The organism is Shewanella sp. MBTL60-112-B2 (genome assembly GCF_019655055.1).
In the GTDB taxonomy this organism is placed as follows: Bacteria; Pseudomonadota; Gammaproteobacteria; order Enterobacterales; family Shewanellaceae; genus Shewanella.
Genome location: NZ_BPFA01000010.1, coordinates 96602 through 118494 on the forward strand (window position 1 = coordinate 96602; position 21893 = coordinate 118494).

Genomic DNA, 21893 nt, shown 5'->3' on the forward strand with positions numbered 1-21893 from the left:
AATTTATGCGGCTTGTTTTTCTGCAGCAGGCTCATAAGCAGCAACGGCTACTGGACCAACTGGTAAAATTACACGGCCAAACTCAGCATTTAGTACTTGAGCCATAGCAAAGTAAATCGCACTTAAACCACAGAAGATACCTTCGTAGCCAGCGATAGTGCCGATTAACTCGCTACCAGTGAAATCACGTGCAGCCAGTAGGAAGAATAGAATCGTTAATGAAGCAAATACAACTTGCTTAGCACGTGGGTAACGCAGCGAACCTACAAATAGCGCAGCTGTGAAAATGCCCCATAATAGTAAGTACCAACCCATGAATGCCGCAGGACTAGCCGCTAAGCCCATCTTTGGCATTACTAGTAAACCAACTAGTGTTAACCAAAATAGACCGTAAGATGTGAATGCCGTTGTACCGAAAGTATCGCCGCGCTTAAAGCACATAATACCTACGATAACCTGAGCGATACCGCCGTAGAAAATACCCATCGCTAAAATCATTGAATCGATTGGGAAAAAGCCTGCGTTATGGATGTTTAATAGCACGGTAGTCATACCGAAGCCCATTAGACCAAGCGGAGCAGGATTAGCTAGTTGTGTAGACATTGAGTTCCCCTACAGGAAGTATTCACTAACAAATACACCTTGTACTAAAAGGCGCATTATTAAATTAAGTTAATTTGAGCGCGCGCATTCTAGTTGAAGCTATAACTGCGGGCAAATCTTTACTTAACCGAAATGAAGGGAGAACCAATAACAGAGAGAATAAGTTATTCAATAATATTCAAATACTTACAATGAAAAAGCAATTGATATAGTTCGCCACCACCAGCAGCGTGACCACCATCACCTAACTCGCAATAATCGCGCACAGATCACATATAACCTTAACGAGCACATTAGTAATTGATGAAATTCATTGGGCTTAACTGACGAAAAATTGCACCAGATCACAAACCAACAAAATGATTCTTTATTTATCAATTAAAACTTAATTGAAGTAAAACTTTCAGTTTTTAGGCATAAAAACTGAAAGTTTACCGAAATTAATGGCTAAGATTAAAAGCTAAGATTGAGGCTGAAAGGCGTATTAAAGTATCAAGCCAATTATTTTAGGCGATAGCTATTTCACCGCAAGATAGGTCGCGACTAGCACCAACAGCTAATTCAGGATCAAGCTCAATGTCGCCCACGGATAAACGATGTAAGCCCACGACCGGATTTTGAAATCGTCCGAACATACGCTTTATTTGATGATAGCGACCTTCGACTAATGTCACCAAAGCGGTGTAGTCATCGACTATTTCGAGTGTTGCAGGAAGCGTGGTAATGTCTTCGAATTCAAAGTACATACCATTTGCAAATGCCGCAATATAGGATTCGTCGATAGGGTTTTTCAACGTCACCCTATATACCTTACCTACCTTATGATCCGGCGACATTAGTTTCTTCGACCAGCGACCATCATTGGTAAGTAACAGTAACCCAGAAGTATTTAAGTCCAGTCGCCCGACGATATGCAAACTCTGTTTATCAGCCCGTTCAAGTAGATCGATAACCGTCTTATGTTTGTCATCCACTGTGGCGCTGACAACACCAACGGGTTTATAGAGCATCACGTAACTAGGCGCATTCGCTTGTAAAACTTTCCCGTCGAGACAAACATGGGAGAACTCATCGATGATCTGGTCGATATTTCTTGCCACTTCACCGTCCACCAGCACTTGACCTTTAGCGAGTAACAATCTCACGTGTTTTTTATTGATGCCGGTTTTTGCACTGATAAACCTATCTAAACGCGCACGCTTTGATTCCATGACTTATTGACCATTGTCTTTATTGTGAGGCATCACTTTATAAGCACAACGCCGTGCACCTTCGATGATATGCTCTTCACGACTGACTATAGCGTCCTCTTCGAGCAAGGTTTGAAACAGCTGTAATTCAGATCGGCAAAAGTTAAGGCATGCCGATGCCGCCGCGCAGATAGGGCAGTGGTTCTCAAGTAACCAATAACACCCATCGACTTGCTCAACGCTAGCCATATAACCTTCGTCAGTACGTAACTGAGCCAAGCTGTGTAATTTAGCCACTAAGGTATCAGCCCCCATTAACGCATCACGATAAAGGGCTAAAGATGCCTGTTCACGGTGAGCGATAAGCTGCTCTAACCCACGATCACCAAATACTGTCTTTACCGAGTCGATTAACTGCACTGTTAGCTCTTCATGGCGATCGGAAAAGTGACTGTTACTTTGTGGAGTCAGCGCCCAATAGCGAGTCGGTCGACCACGAGTCGCTTTTCTGTCTTCAAAAATAACATCTCGATTCTCTTCTAGGCTTTGTAAATGCTGGCGCACCCCCATTGTGGTGAGCCCAAGCTCTGTGGCAATCGACTTAGCGGTCAACTGCCCTTGAGTTTTTAACATCTGCAAAATCTTATCGCTGGTCTTCATTGTTATCTCTTTTGGCTATGCCGCTTTTAATACTGAACCGAAAACGCCTTAGTAACCATTATTGCTAAATCAACAATTAAGTAAACTTTTTTATTTACTTTATCTTTACTTTGTTTAGTAAAGAGATTACTTTACTTAAAGTTTAAATAAACAAAAAGGTTTACTAAAATGGAATTAGTCATAGTAAGTGCCAGCCAGAGAAGCCCGTCACAAAGTGCCAAAGTTGCACGTTATCTTAATGAACGAGTTGAAGGCTTTAGCAAGGTCAATCACATTGAGCTTTGCCAGTACAACTTGCCTTTTTGGGATGGTGAAGCAGATTCTAAGTCAGCCGATAATAGTCGCTGGCCCTTGATTGCTCAGCAGCTAAGGAACGCCGACGCACTAGTGTTAATTACCCCAGAATGGGGGGGCATGGCTTCGCCATTAATGAAGAACTTTTTATTGATGTGTGACAACCAAGATACCGCCCATAAGCCAGCACTTCTGGTGGCGGTAGTCAGTGGGATCAGCGGCGCCTACCCCATAGCCGAATTGAGAATGAATGCCTTGAAGAATAATAAGCTTGTGGCGACACCCGATCACTTAATCATTAGAAACGTCGAGCAGGTGCTTAACCATAACGAGCCCCATGATGAGCGAGAGTTACATTTACGCCAGCGTATAGACTACAGTTTGCATATGCTAGAGCAATACAGTGAGGCCTTAAAATCGATCCGTTTTCAGCACCAAAACCAACCTTTTCCAAAACAGCAAGAATATAGCTACGGCATGTAATGCCTACAAATCAATCCAATCGTTATTTCAATTACAAGGAGTTTGTCATGATGCGTTTAGAACACTTAAATCTAGTTGTCAGAGATATCCCAAAGGCACTCGAGTTTTATCGAGCTATTTTTCCCCACTGGCAAGTTAGAGGCGGCGGTAAATCGACTTGGCACGGAGTGGAGCGTAATTGGGTACACTTTGGTGATGACTACCAGTACCTAACATTTAATGATGATGGCGATGCTGACAATCGCGACTTAACTGGCCATCAAGTAGGCATGGCGCATTTTGCTTTTGTCACCGATGACCTAGATGGTGTCATCGCTCGTTTGGCGCAAGTCGGCCGAGACATAGATAAACCCGGCGCCGAAGATCCTTTTAGACGCAACGCGTACTTTATTGACCCCGATGGCTATGAGGTCGAGTTTGTCGAGTACTTGACTGATATCCCAACACTGCGTAATCGCTACGATTAGAAGTGTGAAGCTTGGTTTAGAAGTAAAACGATATCGCTAAAAATGAGCCTGATCAACTCATTCGTCTTATCCAACCATCAGGAGCAAGGCGCAGCAATCTGTGTAATATCGACCAGGGCCAACCTGGTACGTAACAGCTTGCCCTTTCAGCTTCAATGGCTGCAACCATGGCTCTACAGCCCGTTTGAGTATCTACGATAAAAGGAACCTTTGCTACATGCTCATTAATTTCACTACGGATAAAGCCTGGATGAATACAACTAACTTTAATCGGCGTATGCATTACATCGATACGGATCCCTTCCGTTAACGAAGTGACCGCGGCCTTAGTGGCTGCATAAACCGTCATCGCTCTTCTAAAGCCCCGAACCGCACTCACTGAAGAAATAGTCACCAAATGTCCGGCATTTTGCTGCCTAAAAATCGTCATAGCCGCTTCAGCTTGTGCCAGTAGAGCGACAAAATTGGTTTCAGCGGTTTGCTTGTTAGCCTCAAAGTGTCCGGTGCCTATAGATGCGCCCTTTCCCATCCCCGCATTGAGAATAATTCTATCTAGCTGACCAAGTTCAGACTTAAACTCATTAAATACCGTAAAGACGGTTTGATGCTGATTCACGTCGAGCGCTTTGACCGAGACCTTAATATTAGGATTTATTTGCAGCAGTTCATGCTTAAGGGCCTCTAAACGCTCGACTCGCCTTGCACACAGAGCTAGGTCTCGCCCCATCTTTGCAAACTCGATGGCCATGCCTTTCCCTAAACCTGAACTCGCGCCAGTGATTAATATCCTTTGACGGTTTGCCATCCTCTCCTCCTTAAACGCTATTCCATCTTAAGCCAATCGCTAACTTAAGCTACTGCTGAGAGATGAAAATGTAAACCTAGCTGGTATCGTCATTACTCTGCTGACTTTCAATATGAACTTTCAATATGAACTTTCAATATGAACTTTCAATATGGCTTTTGAATATGACTTTGGGCTATCAATGTTGACTGTAACTTGTAAAGCATCATTCCAGAGTAAAAGTCAGTACATCCAGATAGCGAGTACAAATAAACTGATATAGAAAACAAAACCAAGGAGAAAAGGCTTGTCGGTTTCAGAGCGGTCTCGCACTCTTGCCCTTGATAGGAACCTTGCTGGAGAGAGAGAATAATTGATTTTTCCAAGGCTAAAACAATACAGCAATAGCGCTCCGGTAAAATAAAATACAAAAGACAGGACAAAGTCCCAAACAACCCAAAACAATAATTCAGCGGCCAATGCAAACATTACGCTCTCCTTAGCGATTATCTGTTAAAACTATTACCCCTTAAAACTATTACGCTGCCATCTTCAGTAAAAATAAAATAAATCCACCATAGGCTAATGCACCGAGACAAACCATCACGGTCAATGTCTTCGAACGCGCCATCGACTGACATAAAGCAAATTCGGTTTGCATCTCGAGGATATCGTAAAGCCCCCAACCTGTACTCGTGGCTTTGTCTGACTCTTTTGGCTCTTCAACGATCGCCTCTTTATGAGTGCTTATCCCGCTTTCGTTAGGCTCTTGCTTAGCTTCTTGCTTCGGGCTTTGCTTAAGCCCTTGTCGGTTATGCGCACAGCTTGCGCTCACAACACGATCTTGTGACTTATGCTTACTTAATTGCATCTTACACCTTTGTGTATCACCCGTTATCCATAACGTAAAACCCTACTAACCAACCAGGTTAATGTCAGGTTAATAATTGTTAATAACAATCATATGGATTTTCTTTTTACTAACTTTGCAATAAAGCAGTAGAAATCATTCAGCCATGAAAATAGAGAAATCAATGGCTTAAACTTCTGTAGACCTGAATGCAATTACAAACACGACTTTAAGCGTGATTTAGTATTAGCAAAGCCGTGTGTTTACTGGGTTATAGACTAAGTTTACAGAATTATGGACAAGCCTTAATAGCAAGGGAGGGCAAGGCAAACGGAGTACTTCCCCATGATTGCGTACCACCATACATTGACAGTGATAGATAACGATTCACCCGCACAGTTTGCACTGCAAAAGGCATTACAACTTGCTAAAAAAACCAAATCTAAAGTCACAGCATTGAAAATTGAACATCCCTACGAAAACCTATTAGCTAGGCTTGGACTGATCCCCAATAACGCCCTTGACCCTATGCTTTTTGTCAAAAAGCTTTTAGCAAAATACCAACGTCAAGGCGTAGAGATTGAGATCAAAAATATAGAGAAAACCAAAGATCATATTGCACTTATCAAGGAGGCTAAAGCTGCTGATTACGATTTAATAGTGATAAACAACCGGCACCGCAATGCGATATTGAATGAGTTTATTCAAAGTTGTGAGGCCCATTTGCTTAGAGATTGTGAGCTTCCAATCATGATAGTCGGTAATAAAAGTTGGCAAAAAAAAGGTCATATTCTAACCGCGCTAGAAACCTCCGACTCCGATCTTGAACACAGTAAATTAAACCAGTGCCTACTCGATGACAGCCAACAACTGGCCACATTATTGGATAACGATATTCACTTGGTTAACTGTTATCAAGCCGAAAACTGGAGTATGTCAGTAGAAAGAAAAAAGAATTTAATTACTGATGAAGAACAAAAAATGCAGCACTGGAGTCGTTTACTCAGTAGTGCAAAAGACTATCACCTGACTGATGACCATCTGCACCTTGAGCAAGGGCTACCAGATCATGTCATTCCTTCTGTTGCAAATCAATGTGACGCTAACTTGCTCGTTATTGGAGCCGGAGAGCATCACGGATTAATTAGCGACTTAAAGGGTCACACTTCTTCAGCCATAACCGATGAAATCAAATGTGATATCTTGGCGATCAAGCCCCAGATACACTAATTTCGCTGAAAAATGCAATTAGAAAAGAGCCTAATCACGTTCTGACAGGGTTTTAGCCACTATTTCAGAGTCCTTTTGTGCCCAAAAGTCGACCCTAAATTGAGTGTCATTGGTAAGAAATTCTACTTTATGCCAGTACTGAGGCGGTGAAATCCCTGTTTCACCGGCTTTAATAACCAGCTCTTGCTCCACATCGCCACGCCTATCTTTAAATCCATAAAACTTCAGCTCACCATTTAAAACATGAATTTGGCCATATACACCTGCTTTAGTGTTATGCAGATGAAGAAACATCTTTGGTACTGTGTGCTTTTCATATACAGGAGTGGATTTATAATTAATGTAATCGGTAGGGATCGTTGCCATATTCATACTCGTTTATAAAATGTAATTAATCCGATTTAAGTTCAAGTTAAGCGACTATCAGCAAACTAGGCACTATAATCAGCCGCAATATTAGCTCACTAGCCCTTGCTGTAATAACGAGAACCAATGAACGAACAATATAGCTACACCACACAATACACCTTAGACAAAAGCCATTTTAGCGAGTGCTACGATGAGTCTGTTGTGGTCGACACATCGATACGTGCTTACCGCAAGGCTATTATCTTTATTGTAGTCGGCACGGCATTAATGCTAACCAATATTAATGGCTACGCCTCATGGTTTATTATCGGTCTAGGAGCGCTCGAAGCCGTGAGTGTCTACTTTAGAAAACCTTGGTGGCTGATGCGTCAGATGATGAGTAAAGCCGCAAATAATGAAGTGACTTTAACCATAGATGAGTCGGGAATAACTAATGACTCATTCTATGTTCAAGGTACTATATTGTGGCAGGACATCAACAGTATCATCTCAACAGAACAGGGCTTTTTAATCAAGCACGCCAAGGGAACCAGTTATCTATCTAAGCGCAGTCTAGATAAGCAAGCCACTGAGTTTGTTATAGAGAAAATGGCTGAGAAGAATGCCTAATCCCTAACATTTGCCATTAGAAATGCGTCGATATATTCGCCGTCTCGAAAAGCATATTCACGCATTTCTCCCTCTATCACAAAGCCGTGCTTTTTATACAAGCTAACCGCCAAATGATTATCGGTATAGACTTCGAGTTCTATCCGCCGCACAGCAAGCCAATTTTGAGCCAATGACACCATGGCTTCAAGCAAAGCTGAGGCGATACCAATGCCTCGGTATGACTCATGCACGGCCATACCGATATTTGCAACATGCTTACGCCTTGGGTTACTAAACACTTCCATTCCAATTTGACCTACAACCTCGCCTTCTCTAACGGCAACTAAGCTATAGAAATTATCAGGCAGGTTCATCAAACGTTTTTGCCAAAGCTGCATAGAGGGAAAAGGGTGCTGCAAGGTTGCGCTATAGCAACTTGGCTGACTATAAAGTTGGCAAATACCATCAATATCGGCATCTAAGCTGTGACGAATATCTATATCTACCAAAATTGTTTTCCCCACCTCTAGAGGGATCCGCTCTCCTGTCACAACACTCTCCTTTAACATCATGGCGTTAGTAATATGTTAACTTTCGACAAAATAGCTTATATGTCAATAGATAAGCTATATTTAGCAATTAATTATACTTCCAGAGTCTGATCAACAAACTTCTAAAAACGATGCTTTTTCGAACTGTATCAGTTTGCAACAACTTTCCTATCAAACATGCTGCATATTGGAATAGATGATACTCTATAGCTTCATTTGTTAATTTTGTAATCAAGAGTCAATGTTTTAGATGCCATACTTTTTAGTACTTCTGCTTACTGTCAGCTTATATTCCGGAGCCGCGTTTGCAAATGCTCCAACAAGCTGTGATAACAATACAGACTGCATCGAAGTCGGACGCTGGGATCTCGGCTTTAGCTTAGGCTATGGTAATAAATCTAACCCACTTAAAGATTATAAAGATATCCCTATTTATATCGTGCCAACCCTTGCCTATTATGGTGATAGCTGGTTTTTCGATAATGGTAATATCGGTTACACCTTGGCCGAAGGTGAAAACTATACCGTCAACCTAGTGACAACTTTCAGCCATGACAGTGCCTTCTTCCATCGTTGGGACCCTTCGAATATTTTTCTACTAAGCAATGGCGGTAACCAACAGGCTATATCCACTGTTAGCTCCACCTTTTCAAGCAGGAGCAAAGAACCTGTTATCGGCGAACTGGAAAACCGAAACTTTACATATCTTGGCGGAGCCGAGGCTTTTATTTACACCCGATTTGGTATAGTACAAGCCAGTGTCGCTCATGACATTTTAGATGTTCATGGTGGCCTAGAGTCTAAATTGAGGTGGTTCTACAACATTCCTTTAGATAAATGGAATTTCGAATTTGCAGCAGTGTTAGACTGGAAAAGTGATGAGGTTGTCGATTATTACTACGGCGTAAGAGCAAGTGAGAGCCTCTACTGGAACCAAGCATATCAAGCGGAGTCTGCATTGAATAAGAGCATCGAATTTACCGGCCAGTATGTATTAACTCAAAACTGGAATTTGCTCTTAGTTGCGCGTTACACAGATATCGCCGACACAATCGTCGATAGCCCACTCGTAGACAAAGATTACACAACAACCTATTTTGTTGGCGCAGCGTATAGGTTCTAAGCGAGTGTTTTCAAAATTAAAAATAATACTGTTTTGGATGCTACTAGGCTCGCTTATGAGCATGCATGCGGCCGCAACAGATAACACAGACGAGCAAGCGCCGACCCTCAGTCTTTCACCTGAGATCTGCATCACATCCGAGGATGAGCAGACCTGTGATATTGAAGTCACCTTAGAATGGCAGTTGTTATTAAACAGAACAGTTTGCATCATTTCCGATTACAAAGATTTAAAAAAATGGTGTACATCCTCACCAGATATTCACTCTTTAACCGTCAATATCAAAGCAGATCGTGATATTCAGTTTGTGATGATAGACAAAGATACCCACAAGACACTTGCAGGTGTAAAATTAAAAGTCACACCCGCTTCTTCGCCTCAAGTAAGGCGACGATATCGCAACCCATGGAGCTTATTCTAATGACCAACTCTCAATCTACACATAGAGTTTTGTTAGTTGAAGATGATATTCGTTTGGCCAATTTGATTGTCGATTTCTTAAAATCACATGGCATGCACGTCGAAGTAGAGCGTAGAGGCGATACAGTTTTAACCCGCCTAATAAACTACAAACCTGACATTATTTTACTTGATATTATGTTGCCTGGCATGGACGGGTTAACCCTATGTGAAAAGCTACCAGACTACTTTGCCGGCCCGATCCTGTTAATGAGCGCCTTAGGTTCAAATGAAGATCAGATTAAGGGCTTAGAGTTAGGTGCCGATGATTATGTCGTTAAACCTGTCGATCCCGCTCTATTAGTTGCGCGCATCAATAATTTATTACGCCGACAAGCAAAGCCTGCACAAGTAGAATCCCACTGTCTTAGCTTTGGTAAGTTGAGTATAGATCCGCACACTCAGGCCATTCGCTTAGGCGAAACTGAAGTCGATCTAACTAGCCACGAATTTGAACTACTATGGCTGCTTGCATCGCAAGCAGGACAAGTAATGAGTCGCCAGTATATCTATCAATACCTGCTCAATATCGATTTTGACGGTAAAGATAGAAAGATTGATGTGCGTATCTCTCGCCTAAGAAAAAAACTGGGTGATAATATTGAAACGCCATTTAGGATCAAGACGGTTTGGGGTCAAGGTTACCTATTCGCACCTGAAGCGTGGAATAACTAAGCCAGCGCATTTATAAAGATGAAACGTCTTTTTATTAGCCTCTATCTTCTGCTCAGCCTTGGCTTTTTAGGCATAGGCTGGACCTTAGATAATTTGTGGCAAAACAATGTTGACGACAAAGGTGCACTCGATGCGCCTTTGGTCGCTTTAGCACAAGTATTAGCGGCGCTCCCGGTAACCGAGCGTCAAGCTATGCTAGATTCCATCGAAGCCGACCCTGACTTTGCTCTCACCCTGCTTGATGCTGATCAAGTCGCATTTTCAAGCGAACAACTCGTTCAAGCCAATAAAGTCATTGCCACTCCCTATGATATCAACCACGAGCTACAGTTTGTGGCTGTGGGTGAGCAAGTTTTAATGGCAGGCCCTATAGCAATTGACCCTGCTGCCAGTTTAAGAAATATCTACAATACTTTTTTCTATCTATTACTGGCGTTTATTGCACTCATTTGGGTGTGGCCATTATCTAAAGATCTAAAAATATTACGTAAGGCAACCAAAGAGTTTGGCCAAGCCAACTGGAACACCCGAATAAAGCTAACCAAACGCTCGCAGGTACTGCCCTTAGCAAATACCTTTAACGATATGGCCGCACATATCAGCGCACTTATCGAAAATCAGAAACACCTTTCTAATGCCGTCTCTCATGAGATCCGCACGCCATTAGCGCGGCTTAAATTCGCTCTAGCCTTACTGCCTCAATACTGTAAGCCAGATTCGGATGAGGCTAATCGTCAGCGCTTTTTAGATGAAATGCAGCTCGATATCAAAGAGATGGAAAACTTACTGCAAGAGTTACTTACTTACGCCAGTCTTGAAACACAAAGAGAGTCACTCAACTTTGAGCGTTGTGATTTAAACAGTTTAGTTGCACAAACAATAAGACGACTCCAAAGCCACAATCCAACTCCTATTGTGCTCGAAAAGCCGGAAGAAACCGTCTACTTAATCGCAGAGCCTTCGCTAGTCGAACGTGCGCTTCAGAATCTCATTACCAATGCTCAAAGGTTTTCAACTGACGATATAAAAGTCAAAATATCTCAAGACACTGACGGGATAAAACTGTCGGTTACCGATCATGGTGAAGGCATTTTAGAAGAAGATCAGAGCAAGATATTTGAGCCATTTTATCGAAGTAGCAGCAGTAAAAATGGCAATAAAGGTCACGGGTTGGGCTTAGCCATAATCAAAAGAATTATGGAAAGGCATCATGCTGAAGTCAGTTTACAGAGCCACCCCGGTTTTACTCAATTTACCTTATTCTGGCCTAAGACAAAGCAAGATTAATCTAGCTTAAACTCGCCAAGATTGTCTTTTGTTTCTGCCGTTAACTCATTGCCAAAATCGAGGCGAGTATTCGCCTTCGCCCTTTCATCTAAGACCTGAGCCTTTTTAGCTTTTAATAGCGCAAGCTGACGCCTCCGCTTACGCTGCTTACATAAACGGATTACATCGTATTTTTGCGCATCGGAAAACTCGAGCCAATTAAAGCGCTCGTTTCGATTACGTAAACACCCTTTACAGTAGCCTCTTGCATCACTCTGGCAAACGCCGATACAAGGGCTAGGGATTTCAAAAAACTCTAACTGCTCCATACCTTAAACATATACTATCTTGACAATGAAAGGCTAAAATAAATACAGTGGCAATACCAATCAGTATAATAATTGGATCTACTCAGAGCGATTTTTGGCAAACTAATTCAAGATGAATAGCTGCAATAATGGTTATTCCCTTATAAAGCTATTCAACGCAGAAGTAGGCAGCCAAAAACTCTCCAGAATGGCGAGTCTTAGCGGTTCTGATGCTGTGACTCCTAAGGTTCAAGAGGGAGCTTAACCCTAGTTCAACTATGCTCTTCACTCGTTGCGAGCTGCATGGATGCAATGAATGTCATTAAAGCAGGAGCACTTAATGACCTTGCCTCAGAACCGCTAAACTCTCGCTGAGTGACTAAATGTTTATACTGATTGGTATCAGAATTGATATTCACTAAGTGCATCGAAACACAGCCTTTTCATCGCACTTCAGACATAGAGATAACAACAATATGAAGATACAGCCAAGAGGCCTTTTATTCAGCCTAGTTTTGCTGCCGCTAGTATTACTTGTCGCTTGCAGCTCTACTCCTAAAAATGATTACGACCTTAATTATGACTTTTCCAGCTTAAAGAGTTTTTCGCAGCTCGAACCGAGCCACAACAGCGATCCATTGAGCGCCAGTCGAATTCAGCAGGCGATTGCTAACTCACTCGGTAATCAAGGCTTTGTTGCGCAAGCTGAGAATGGCGATTTCAATGTCACCTATGGCTTTAAGGTTGAAGATAAACCAAAAGATTCAGGATTTTCTATTGGATTAGGAACCGGCTCTTGGGGCAGCTCGGGCGGAGCAAGTATTGGCACTAGTGTAGATGTACCTGTTGGTAGTGATACCGCAAAAATACAGACCATACAGATAGATATTATCGATCCGAAAACTAATCAGCTGATTTGGCGCGGAACAGATAAATTCAACTTCGATGATGGCGGTGAAGCTAAGGCTGAAGAAACCAAGGCGACAGTCGCAAAGATCCTCGCACAATTCCCACCTAAACAAGAAAAGTAACCTCTGAATGAACCGAACAGCTCTCGTTCGGTTCATCGCTTAATCCCCTATAGAAAACTCAGCGTCACAGCCCTCTTACAGGCGCAACGTCATTGATGGGCATTAACCGTACGCCCCTCTGCCCATTGCCTTAATGCTTGCAACTTCTCACGCATAACCACCGACAATGGTCTGGTCTTCATCAACTCCTCAAGCAGTGCTCTCTGCTCCACCTCTCGTTCAGAAGCCTTAGCCGTATATATGGCGGAGATCACCGCCTGCTCTATTTCTGCACCAGAGAAGCCCTGACTCAGCTTAGCGAGCTGGGCCAAATCAAACTGTGTTGGTTCAAGTTGACGTCGCCTAATATGGATAAGGAAGATAGCTTGGCGGATATTGGCATCGGGCAAATCTACAAAGAAGATTTCATCCATGCGTCCCTTACGCATTAATTCAGGAGGAAGTGCACTGATGTCATTGGCTGTGGCGACCAGAAATACATCCGATTTACGCTCTGACATCCAAGTTAAAATGGTTCCCAAAATTCGCTGAGAGGTGCCATCGTCACCGCAGCCACTGCTCAGGCCTTTTTCAATTTCATCTATCCACAGTACGCATGGCGCCATCAAATCAGCAAGTTCCAGTGCCTTACGCAGATTCTTTTCGGTTTCACCTATGTATTTATTATAAAGCGCAGACATATCCATCTTTAGTAGCGGTCTTTGCCACATGCCCGCAACCGCTTTTGCGGCAAGACTCTTGCCGCTACCCTGCACCCCAAGTAATAAAATGCCTTTAGGCTTATCCTCGAGTATCTGCGTATGAGCAGTTGGTGTTCTATGGCTCAACCATTGTTTGAGATTATGTAAACCCGCCACCTGAGAAAAATCACTGGTATCGTACTCAAACTGCAATACTCCTTGCATATCAAGTAGCTCAAACTTACCACGGTTAATGCTATCAATATCTGAATGAGTAATCGCGCCATCATCGACTATCGCCTTGTGGGCTAAGCGTCTCGCATCGTCAAAAGTCACGCCCCTTAAGTTTTCAGCAAGTTTTGCCACAGCCTCATCATCGACATCCAGCATCACGCCCTCGCTGCGTACTTTATCGATTTGCTCGTAGATAAGATTCAATAGCTGAGCGGTATTGGGGAGTGACAGTCTAAAGTGTGCACAATAATGTTTGATTTCAGGCGGGATAGTAAACTCATGACTCACTAGCACTATGGTATGTTTTAATGCTTCATACTCAAGAGCGATCTCTTTCAGTAAGCGTACATTTTTAGGTGCGTCCTCAACAAATGGGTGGAAGTCGCATAAAACATATATGCCTTTTTCTTTGGTCGATTTGATCTGCCCAAGAATATCGCAAGGTTCACAATTAAACTTCTGCCGCCCCATGCCACTATCGACTCGCATTAGCCCCTGAGTCACGCTCCAACTGAACAAAGGTTGATATAGGATATTTGAGACTTTTCTGAGTAATTCTATTACCCGATACTCTTCATAGGTCTCTATAACAACAATTGGCGTGTTAGAGCGCAGCACCGCGCTAAGATCTTGAATATCTTGCATGTTAATCCTTGAACAAAGAAAAATGCCATACTGCCCAAAAGAAAAGGGACACTAAGGTCCCTTTATATCAAGTTCGATTCGACTTTATAGCAGTATAAACCACAGTTTTGCTGAACCGGTTAGTGGAACAGGTAGTTTAGCCAACCCTGCATTCTCAATAATACTCTTCGCATCACTGATACATGAGCAAAGTGCTCAGTATAGATAGCAGCATGACCCGAAACACCGGCAGGGAAACGAGTTCTCACCTCATCATCTTCGAGCTTAATTAATACTAACACTCTGCCTCTTACCAATAACCGGCTAGAGGAGACCAAGGCACCTGATGATTGGATCTCTCCCTCAGCCATCGCAGGTAACACCTTAGCAACCTTGCCTTTAAATACCTGACCCGGCGCAGCATCTAAAATCACCTCGGCTTCGTCACCCTCTTTCAGCCTTAACAGAGAGTTTTGCCAAAATGCGCCAACAAAAGCACGCTCTTCGTCGGGAATAAAGCTCAATAAGGGCCTTAACGGCATAGGAACAGCAACAATACCAGGGCGAAGCGCCATCTGGGTCACCATACCATCGGCTGGAGCCTTGACTACGGTTTGCTCCAGTTCAAACAGCGCCTTTTCAAGCTCACCTTGAATACCTGCAACCTTGGTATTTACTCCATCGACATTTGACTCATAGGCTAAACGCACTCTTAACTCTTCGGCATTTGCAGCAGTAAGCTGCGCCTCAGATGCAAAATAGAGCTGGCGTTTATTATCGAGTTCAAGCTCAGTGAAAGGTGAATTAGCACCACCACGCTTACGGCCTTTTTCATAACGAGCAAATGCTGATTTAGTTCTATCTCTATCAGCTGTTGCTCGTGTGACAGCAGCTTTTGCCGTTTCCCATGCAGCCTCTAATTGCGGCACCTCAAGCTCTGCCGCAACCAAAGCCGCTCGCTTTTGCTTCACAATCGCTTGGAAAGGAGTCGGGTCAATCCTAAATAACACGTCTCCCTTCTTAATTGGGGTATTTGGTTCAACCTCTACCGATATAACTACGCCTCTAACTGCAGGGTTAATTGGGGTAGTGACAAAATACTCTTTCGCAAATGGCGTATAAGGATGGTTATAATTCATCAATAAGATCAAGGCGCCGACGATAAAGATACCGCCGAGAATGGCAGTTGGTACGGTCCACTTAGTCAACGGGATCTTAAAAATCTTAAAAATCGCTATGCAGATAGCGGTATAGGTCAATACGAGTAGTAAATCCATGTTACACCACCTCGCCGTCTGCTGAAGAACTGTCTGCCTGAGTATTGTCAGCCGTATTCACTGCTTTAGAACCATGGCGCGATGTTTCAACCTCTGCCAGTCTTTGTTCTAGTTTTCTTACGGTTTCAGTCAAGCCTTTCACCTCACTTTCAAGTAGCTGCTCTTTTTCGACCACCTCTTGAAATCCCCAGCCGCGATCCTCGCGATAAAGGGTTGCCCAAATCCATAAAAATGGCCAAATCGCGTGCAAGGTAAATAAGCTCACCCAGCCTGCAATATGCAAGGCATCTTGCTGTGGGTGGTTACGCTTTTTAGCGATTTCATATGGGATATCATGGATTGCTATGACCCCATAGAAGAGGAAAATCGCAACGAAAAATATAATTCCTAACGCAAAGTAATCTAAAAACACGGTGCACTCCTTTTTAAACCGTCATTTACGGCGATCGAGCCTGAACACATTCTAACAACATCTTGGCAATATTGAGTGCACAATTCTACTTTTTTTCTCTTAAAACCGTATATTAGGAGCAGCCTATCTAGGCTACAAAAGTGATCTCCCCCACACTTGACGCTAAAACTGACCTTGATAAATAAGCTGCACGTTACACTAAAGAAAATAAAAATGAGGGTACAAAAGTGCCCCTCGCAGTGTTGCGAACTTGACCGCCTTATCGGTTTAGCAACCGATAACAACCCCTACAATCTAAAAAGGTAATCAAAATGATAGGTACAGCTTTATCTGCAAATGCTAAGCGCGCCATGTTGCTTGGCTGCGGAGAACTGGGTAAAGAAGTTGCGATCGAACTTCAACGCTACGGTATAGAAGTCATTGGTGTAGACCGTTATCCCAATGCGCCCGCAATGCAAATCGCTCACCGCTCACATGTGATCAATATGCTCGATGCTCAAGCATTAAAAGCGGTCATTGAGCTCGAAAAGCCTGACTTAGTTATCCCAGAGCTTGAAGCCATTGCGACACAAACTCTGGTTGAAATGGAAGCTAAAGGCGTCAATATCGTGCCGACAGCCAAAGCGACACTCCTCACCATGGACAGAGAGGGTATACGCCGCCTTGCCGCTGAGATCTTAGACATTCCGACCTCGCCATACTTTTTCTGTGATACTGAAGCTGAGTTTAACCATGCTGTGGCAACTATCGGTTTACCTTGTGTGGTGAAACCTGTAATGAGCTCATCGGGTAAAGGCCAGAGCGTTATTCGCACCCCAGAGCAAATTCAATCAGCTTGGCAATATGCACAAGAAGGTGGCCGCGCAGGTAAAGGACGAGTGATTGTCGAAGGCTTTATCCCATTTGATTACGAGATCACTCTACTCACAATTAGTGCGGTAAATGGCATTCACTTCTGCGACGCGATTGGTCATCGCCAGGAAGATGGAGATTACCGTGAATCTTGGCAGCCACAGGCTATGTCAGATCTTGTACTGGCAAAGTCTCAAGCTATCGGTAAAAAAGTCGTTGAGGCACTTGGCGGTTATGGCTTGTTCGGTGTTGAGCTGTTTATCAAAGGCGATGAAGTCTATTTCTCTGAAGTCTCTCCTCGTCCACATGATACCGGTATGGTAACCCTTATCAGCCAAGACCTTTCTGAATTTGCTCTGCATGTTCGTGCAATCTTAGGACTACCAATTAGCAACATTGCTCAGCATGGTCCGAGTGCATCGGCGGTGATTTTGAGCGAAGGTACATCAAGTGACATTCAGTTTTCAGGTGTGGCCGAGGCATTAGTCGAGCCAAATACTCAAGTGCGTTTATTTGCTAAGCCTGAGATTGATGGCAAAAGACGCTTAGGTGTGGCGCTAGCTAGAGATACTGATATCGATAAGGCCGTCGAGAAAGCCTTGAACGCTGCCAGCAAGATTAATGTCGTTTTATAAATAAACTTGCCAATAAAAAGCCTCACACTTTTGCTAAACAAATTTAGCGTTAAGTATGAGGCTTATTGGTTTATGTTATCTAAAAACTCTAATACTCTCGAACAGGCATCGAGCAGCCTCAATTAACCCGATGGCTCACTTGGCCTTGGGTAAAGCTCGACAGGTTATCGACGGCTATATTGAGCAAGTTCTGCCTAGCTTCGATAGTCGCCCAAGCGTTATGGGGCGAAATACTGATATTCTTAGCGCTCAGTAATGGGTTATCTAGCAATGGCGGCTCTGTCGACAATACATCAACTCCAGCAAAAGCTATCGCCCCCTTCTCCAAGGCCACCGATAATGCTGCTTCATCGATAAGGCCTCCGCGTGCGGTGTTAATCAAAATGGCTGAAGACTTCATCTTCTCAAGCACTGCCGCATCGATCAGTTTATCGGTGTCAGGACTGAGCGGGCAATGCAGCGAAATAATATCTGACTGACTAAATAGCAGTTCTTGCTCGACCCATCTACAACCATCTGGCAATTTAATTTGAGGGTTGCGGGTATTGACCAGTATATTCATCCCAAAGGCCTGGCCAATTTGCGCAACGGCTTTACCAATATCACCAAAACCAATTAGCCCTAGGCGTTTGCCCTTCAATGATTGCAACGGCGTCAGCGTAAAACAAAAATCTTTCGACTCACACCAAGCACCTTGCTTTACGGCATCGGAGTGCACCGCAACCTGTTGTGTGGCATGGAGAATATGAGCAAACACCATCTGTGCAACCGCATCAGGGCCGTAACCTGGTACATTGGTAACGACTATACCTAGCGCTTTGGCAGCCTCAAGATCCACTACATTAGTGCCAGTTGCAAGAATACCGATATACTTAAGCTTAGGCAGCTGGCTTAATACTGCAGCGTCTAGCACTGTCTTATTGGTAAAGATAATCTCAGCATCTTGACTACGAATGAGTACCTCTTCAGGGGCACTACGGTCAAAGACACTTAACTCGCCAAACGTTGCTAATGCTTGCCAATCAAGATCGCCTGGATTTAGCGTATATCCGTCGAGTACAACAAGTTTCATCAAAATAGCCCTTGCTTAAAAATCACTTAAATCTAGAACTTAAAGCTAGCACCCACATTAGCCTGTCCTTGCCACATGATGTCCGATTGAATATTCCACAGACAACCGTCATTTCCACAAAATAGGGCATTATCGGCATTGATAAAGGTCGCGTAACCTTTAACCTCGGCAAATAGTGAGAATGATTCTGTTGCTTGATATTCAACGCCGCCACCTATCGCCACAGAGAAACGAGTCTCATTAGAGTAAGCTCCACCCGGTCGCATATTGGTTAAGCCTAAGCTGGTAGTAACATAAGGCTTTACACTCTGCATAGGAAAGTAGAGGCTGCCACCCACATGAAAATAATCCACATCCATCGAGGTGATAACGCTCGGACTAAAGTTGTCGCCGGTTTTTAAGTCCGTCGATTGGTGGCTATAGAGCAGGTAAACATTGCCCGGATCCTTTGTGGTAAAACCTAGCATTACGCCATAGTTTTGTGATTCAGCGACCTTAACCTTACCTTTATCTTCCGAGTCGGTACTCGAAATATCGAACTCGCTAGCACCGAAGCTATAGCCCCCAAACGGCGCGACATACACTTCCGCCATAGCCGGTAATGCGCAAAATGAACCTAATAAAATTGCTAAGCTGGTTTTCATAATATGTCCCTATATTGTTATTATTTAGACCTAGTTATTACTCTCTAACGCATGCCTCTATCACCCTTAACTCTATCATAAGCAGCTTGAATATCTTGCGCTTTTGATTTGGCGATTTCCATCATCTCAGCGGGCAACCCCTTGGCAACCAATTTATCCGGATGATGCTCATTCATTAACTTTCTGTATGCACGCTTTATATCTTGATCTGACATCGACTCAGAAACGCCCAGTAGCTTGTAAGCATCTTTAATCGAGGTTTGATTGCCCGCGCCGCCACTTCGGTGGAAGTTAAATTCAGCCTGCCAACGTGCAAGTAAGTCATCAAGTTGCTGCTGACTAAAACCCAACTCCTTAGCAATGATAGACAGTATTGATAGCTCTTTAGGGTCCAACTGGGCATCAACAAGCGCAGTCTGAATTTGGATCTCCAAAAACATCTGCAACAGCTCTTTGCGGCCCATAGAAATCAACCTGAAAGTTTTTAGGCAAGCGTAGATATCAAAGTCGGCCTCTTTACCCTCGCGAAAAGCAGCCTGAGCATCGGCTCTTGCTTGACCGCTTAAATTAAGCTGGTCCATCAGCGAAGTCGCCATACGGATATCATTTTGCGTCACTTGCCCTGATGCCTTGGCAACATGGCCCATAACCGAAAAGGTGGTATTAAAAAAAAGCGCCTGGCGCTTACCACCGCCCCCAAGGCCCGCTTTTTTACTTTGGCTGCGATCATACATATGCCCAAGCCAAAGACCAAAAATAGCGCCGCCAATACGGCCAAACATAAATCCAATGATAAAACCGAAAACCTTACCCCAAATACGCATTATCTAACCTTACTTGTTTCACGATCTTGTATTTGCGCGAGTCGTTCCATTGTTCCCACATCGCACCAATACTGTTTAAAATGAGCTCCGCCAACCAGACCCTTTGCCATGGCTTGGCGTAACAAAGGGGCTAACGCAAAAGCCCCGTCAGGCGTATCTTTAAATAAATGTGGGTGATACACCCCAACACCTGAAAATGTGAGCTTATCATGCCCTTGCGCACTTACTTTTCCCTCTTGCAAAACAAAGTCACCTTGGGGATGCTGCACTGGATTATCGACAAGCCATAGATGTGCAAGAGCCCCCTCCTTGAGCGGTTTTATCTGCGGGAGTTCATCGAGGAAGATATCTCCGTTAATGGCCAGAAATGCTTCATCTCCCAATAGCGTTAGTGCTTGCTTAATGCCGCCACCCGTTTCTAGCGCCGATGTTTCTTCACTATATTGAATGTTAACTTGCCATTTACGCCCGTCACCTAATGCCTCGACCAGCTTGTGGCCGAGCCAAGCATGATTAATCACTATCTCAGTAAATCCAGCAGCCGCTAGCTTTTCGATGTGATAAACAATCAAAGGTTTTCCGGCCACCTCAACCAAAGGCTTAGGCAGAGAGTCTGTTAATGGCCGTAGACGTTCGCCTCGCCCCGCAGCTAGAATCATCGCTTTCATCTATAACCCTTCACTCTTTAGCGTACCCTTCTCTGCACTAGCATTTACCGCAGGAATAATCACCTCAGCTATCCAGTTGCTCAATACTTGCAGTTCGGTATAACGCCCTGCTATATCGCGGATATACTCGAGCGTAAGTGGAATATCAGCCATATAAGCGGGTTTATTATCACGATAATTTAGCCTTGCAAAAATACCCGCTGCCTTAATATGTCTCTGTATTCCCATTAAATCAAACCAGCGTCGATACAGGGCAAAGCTCACCTCTGAATCGATCTGATTTGATGCAAGACATTGCTCATAATGTTGCTGCATTAAAGCGTCGACATCGCTATCTGGCCAGCGAATGTAGCAGTCCCTCAATAGAGAAACCGCATCATAGGTCACAGGCCCAATAACCGCATCTTGAAAATCGATAACTTTAAGTTGCTCATTTTGCAGCATGATATTACGGCTGTGATAGTCACGATGCATGCCTACTTGAGGTTGCTCTAAAGCGTTATCGACTAATAGCTTAAATGCAGCCTCGGTATGAATTTTTACTTGCTGTGGTTCTAAGCCCAAATGATGTAGCGCTAGCCATTCTGTGAAAATGGTTAATTCACGTATCACAAACTCGGCATCATATTCTGCTAAAGTGCCCGCTTGGGTGTGGGTGACTTTAGCAATATCTTTGAGTAGTACCAAGGCCTGAGAGTAATAGCCCTGCAAGGTGTCTTTGTTCAGCACTGACAACAGCTGCACATCCCCAAGGTCACTCAGTAGCATCAAGCCTTGAGCTTTATCGCTAGCAATCACTTCCGGCACGGCTATTCCCTGCTTTGAATAACTGTCTGCTAATTGAATAAAAGGGCTAATGTCGATTAGATTAGGTGGTGAATCGACTACAATATAAGACAGATTATTCACAACAACCCTAAAGTAGCGTCTGAAACTTGCGTCGCCAGATATTAATTCTGGTGATACATTTACATTAAAATACTGGTTTAGCCATGCATTTAACTGAAGAAATCTAAGATCTGACAAGGGCACCTCAT

Annotated in this window: 27 protein-coding genes; 10 read left to right on the forward strand and 17 right to left on the reverse strand. The window is 43.6% G+C overall.

Going from position 1 to position 21893, the window contains the following annotated elements:
• Positions 1–3 precede the first annotated feature (3 nt).
• The 3 genes from K5Q73_RS08530 to K5Q73_RS08540 form a co-directional block, all read right to left on the reverse strand.
• Positions 4–603 (reverse strand): acetate uptake transporter, encoded by a 600-nt coding sequence (locus K5Q73_RS08530; protein WP_220761130.1) that lies wholly within the window; start codon positions 601–603, stop codon positions 4–6.
• A gap of 506 nt (positions 604–1109) precedes the next feature.
• Positions 1110–1814, reverse strand: coding sequence for a pseudouridine synthase (locus K5Q73_RS08535; protein ID WP_220761128.1), 705 nt, complete (start codon positions 1812–1814; stop codon positions 1110–1112).
• A 3-nt stretch (positions 1815–1817) separates the two neighbouring features.
• The gene (locus K5Q73_RS08540) at positions 1818–2453 is read right to left on the reverse strand and encodes a metalloregulator ArsR/SmtB family transcription factor (RefSeq protein ID WP_220761126.1); all 636 of its coding nucleotides are present in this window, start codon (positions 2451–2453) and stop codon (positions 1818–1820) included.
• 168 nt (positions 2454–2621) lie between these two features.
• Between K5Q73_RS08540 and K5Q73_RS08545 the strand changes: the two genes are divergently transcribed.
• Positions 2622–3230: an NAD(P)H-dependent oxidoreductase gene (locus K5Q73_RS08545; protein WP_220761124.1), complete on the forward strand. Its 609-nt coding sequence runs from the start codon at positions 2622–2624 to the stop codon at positions 3228–3230.
• Between the two features lie 47 nt (positions 3231–3277).
• A complete protein-coding gene (locus K5Q73_RS08550) occupies positions 3278–3697 on the forward strand; it encodes a VOC family protein (RefSeq protein WP_220761122.1) in 420 nt (139 codons plus the stop codon).
• Between the two features lie 52 nt (positions 3698–3749).
• Here K5Q73_RS08550 and K5Q73_RS08555 read toward each other — a convergent pair whose 3' ends face one another.
• The 3 genes from K5Q73_RS08555 to K5Q73_RS21590 all read right to left on the reverse strand — a co-directional run bounded on the left by K5Q73_RS08555 (position 3750) and on the right by K5Q73_RS21590 (position 5352).
• Entirely contained in the window at positions 3750–4502 is a 753-nt protein-coding gene (locus K5Q73_RS08555) for an SDR family oxidoreductase (protein ID WP_220761120.1), read from the reverse strand.
• 222 nt (positions 4503–4724) lie between these two features.
• On the reverse strand, positions 4725–4970 hold the full coding sequence (locus K5Q73_RS08560) for a hypothetical protein (protein WP_220761118.1): 246 nt from the start codon (positions 4968–4970) through the stop codon (positions 4725–4727).
• Positions 4971–5019: 49 nt separating this feature from the next.
• Entirely contained in the window at positions 5020–5352 is a 333-nt protein-coding gene (locus tag K5Q73_RS21590; RefSeq protein ID WP_259650748.1) for a hypothetical protein, read from the reverse strand.
• Between the two features lie 324 nt (positions 5353–5676).
• Between K5Q73_RS21590 and K5Q73_RS08570 the strand changes: the two genes are divergently transcribed.
• A complete protein-coding gene (locus K5Q73_RS08570) occupies positions 5677–6561 on the forward strand; it encodes a universal stress protein (RefSeq protein ID WP_220761117.1) in 885 nt (294 codons plus the stop codon).
• Between the two features lie 30 nt (positions 6562–6591).
• Here the strand turns inward: K5Q73_RS08570 and K5Q73_RS08575 are convergent, their stop codons facing one another.
• Entirely contained in the window at positions 6592–6927 is a 336-nt protein-coding gene (locus tag K5Q73_RS08575; RefSeq protein WP_220761115.1) for a DUF1971 domain-containing protein, read from the reverse strand.
• A 126-nt stretch (positions 6928–7053) separates the two neighbouring features.
• Between K5Q73_RS08575 and K5Q73_RS08580 the strand changes: the two genes are divergently transcribed.
• Positions 7054–7539, forward strand: a complete 486-nt coding sequence (locus tag K5Q73_RS08580) for a YcxB family protein (RefSeq protein ID WP_220761113.1) — start codon at positions 7054–7056, stop codon at positions 7537–7539.
• Here the strand turns inward: K5Q73_RS08580 and K5Q73_RS08585 are convergent.
• Entirely contained in the window at positions 7536–8072 is a 537-nt protein-coding gene (locus K5Q73_RS08585) for a GNAT family N-acetyltransferase (RefSeq protein ID WP_220761111.1), read from the reverse strand. The genes K5Q73_RS08580 and K5Q73_RS08585 overlap by 4 nt on opposite strands.
• 250 nt (positions 8073–8322) lie before the next feature.
• On the opposite strand from K5Q73_RS08585, the gene K5Q73_RS08590 reads away from it, so the two are divergent.
• The 4 genes from K5Q73_RS08590 to K5Q73_RS08605 are packed head-to-tail and all read left to right on the forward strand — an operon-like array spanning position 8323 to position 11616.
• Positions 8323–9195 (forward strand): MipA/OmpV family protein, encoded by an 873-nt coding sequence (locus K5Q73_RS08590; RefSeq protein WP_220761110.1) that lies wholly within the window; start codon positions 8323–8325, stop codon positions 9193–9195.
• 55 nt (positions 9196–9250) lie between these two features.
• Positions 9251–9616, forward strand: a complete 366-nt coding sequence (locus K5Q73_RS08595) for a DUF3019 domain-containing protein (RefSeq protein WP_259650747.1) — start codon at positions 9251–9253, stop codon at positions 9614–9616.
• Positions 9616–10329, forward strand: a complete 714-nt coding sequence (locus tag K5Q73_RS08600; RefSeq protein WP_012154139.1) for a response regulator — start codon at positions 9616–9618, stop codon at positions 10327–10329. The genes K5Q73_RS08595 and K5Q73_RS08600 overlap by 1 nt, the downstream gene beginning before the upstream one ends.
• Positions 10330–10347: 18 nt before the next feature.
• Positions 10348–11616, forward strand: coding sequence for a cell wall metabolism sensor histidine kinase WalK (locus K5Q73_RS08605; protein ID WP_220761108.1), 1269 nt, complete (start codon positions 10348–10350; stop codon positions 11614–11616).
• On the opposite strand, the gene K5Q73_RS08610 is transcribed toward K5Q73_RS08605, so the two are convergent.
• Complete coding sequence (locus K5Q73_RS08610; RefSeq protein ID WP_220761106.1) at positions 11613–11924, reverse strand: DUF1289 domain-containing protein; 312 nt, start codon at positions 11922–11924, stop codon at positions 11613–11615. The genes K5Q73_RS08605 and K5Q73_RS08610 overlap by 4 nt on opposite strands.
• Positions 11925–12379: 455 nt before the next feature.
• On the opposite strand from K5Q73_RS08610, the gene K5Q73_RS08615 reads away from it, so the two are divergent.
• Positions 12380–12934 (forward strand): DUF4136 domain-containing protein, encoded by a 555-nt coding sequence (locus tag K5Q73_RS08615; protein ID WP_220761104.1) that lies wholly within the window; start codon positions 12380–12382, stop codon positions 12932–12934.
• 89 nt (positions 12935–13023) lie between these two features.
• Here the strand turns inward: K5Q73_RS08615 and K5Q73_RS08620 are convergent, their stop codons facing one another.
• The 3 genes from K5Q73_RS08620 to K5Q73_RS08630 form a co-directional block, all read right to left on the reverse strand.
• Positions 13024–14493, reverse strand: a complete 1470-nt coding sequence (locus K5Q73_RS08620; protein WP_220761102.1) for an AAA family ATPase — start codon at positions 14491–14493, stop codon at positions 13024–13026.
• Between the two features lie 119 nt (positions 14494–14612).
• Positions 14613–15749: an HlyD family secretion protein gene (locus K5Q73_RS08625; protein WP_220761100.1), complete on the reverse strand. Its 1137-nt coding sequence runs from the start codon at positions 15747–15749 to the stop codon at positions 14613–14615.
• 1 nt (position 15750) lies between these two features.
• Positions 15751–16161: a DUF3302 domain-containing protein gene (locus K5Q73_RS08630; RefSeq protein WP_220761098.1), complete on the reverse strand. Its 411-nt coding sequence runs from the start codon at positions 16159–16161 to the stop codon at positions 15751–15753.
• Positions 16162–16472: 311 nt separating this feature from the next.
• Here K5Q73_RS08630 and purT point away from each other — a divergent pair, with 311 nt between their 5' ends.
• On the forward strand, positions 16473–17648 hold the full coding sequence (purT, locus tag K5Q73_RS08635) for a formate-dependent phosphoribosylglycinamide formyltransferase (RefSeq protein ID WP_220761096.1): 1176 nt from the start codon (positions 16473–16475) through the stop codon (positions 17646–17648).
• A gap of 118 nt (positions 17649–17766) precedes the next feature.
• Here purT and K5Q73_RS08640 read toward each other — a convergent pair whose 3' ends face one another.
• The 5 genes from K5Q73_RS08640 to K5Q73_RS08660 are packed head-to-tail and all read right to left on the reverse strand — an operon-like array spanning position 17767 to position 21888.
• A complete protein-coding gene (locus K5Q73_RS08640) occupies positions 17767–18720 on the reverse strand; it encodes a D-2-hydroxyacid dehydrogenase (RefSeq protein WP_220761094.1) in 954 nt (317 codons plus the stop codon).
• Between the two features lie 32 nt (positions 18721–18752).
• Positions 18753–19364, reverse strand: a complete 612-nt coding sequence (locus K5Q73_RS08645; RefSeq protein WP_220761092.1) for an outer membrane beta-barrel protein — start codon at positions 19362–19364, stop codon at positions 18753–18755.
• A 44-nt stretch (positions 19365–19408) separates the two neighbouring features.
• Positions 19409–20188 (reverse strand): co-chaperone DjlA, encoded by a 780-nt coding sequence (djlA, locus tag K5Q73_RS08650; RefSeq protein WP_220761090.1) that lies wholly within the window; start codon positions 20186–20188, stop codon positions 19409–19411.
• Positions 20188–20856, reverse strand: a complete 669-nt coding sequence (gene murU / locus K5Q73_RS08655; protein ID WP_220761088.1) for an N-acetylmuramate alpha-1-phosphate uridylyltransferase MurU — start codon at positions 20854–20856, stop codon at positions 20188–20190. The genes djlA and murU overlap by 1 nt, the downstream gene beginning before the upstream one ends.
• The gene (locus K5Q73_RS08660) at positions 20857–21888 is read right to left on the reverse strand and encodes an aminoglycoside phosphotransferase family protein (protein ID WP_220761086.1); all 1032 of its coding nucleotides are present in this window, start codon (positions 21886–21888) and stop codon (positions 20857–20859) included.
• Positions 21889–21893 lie beyond the last annotated feature (5 nt).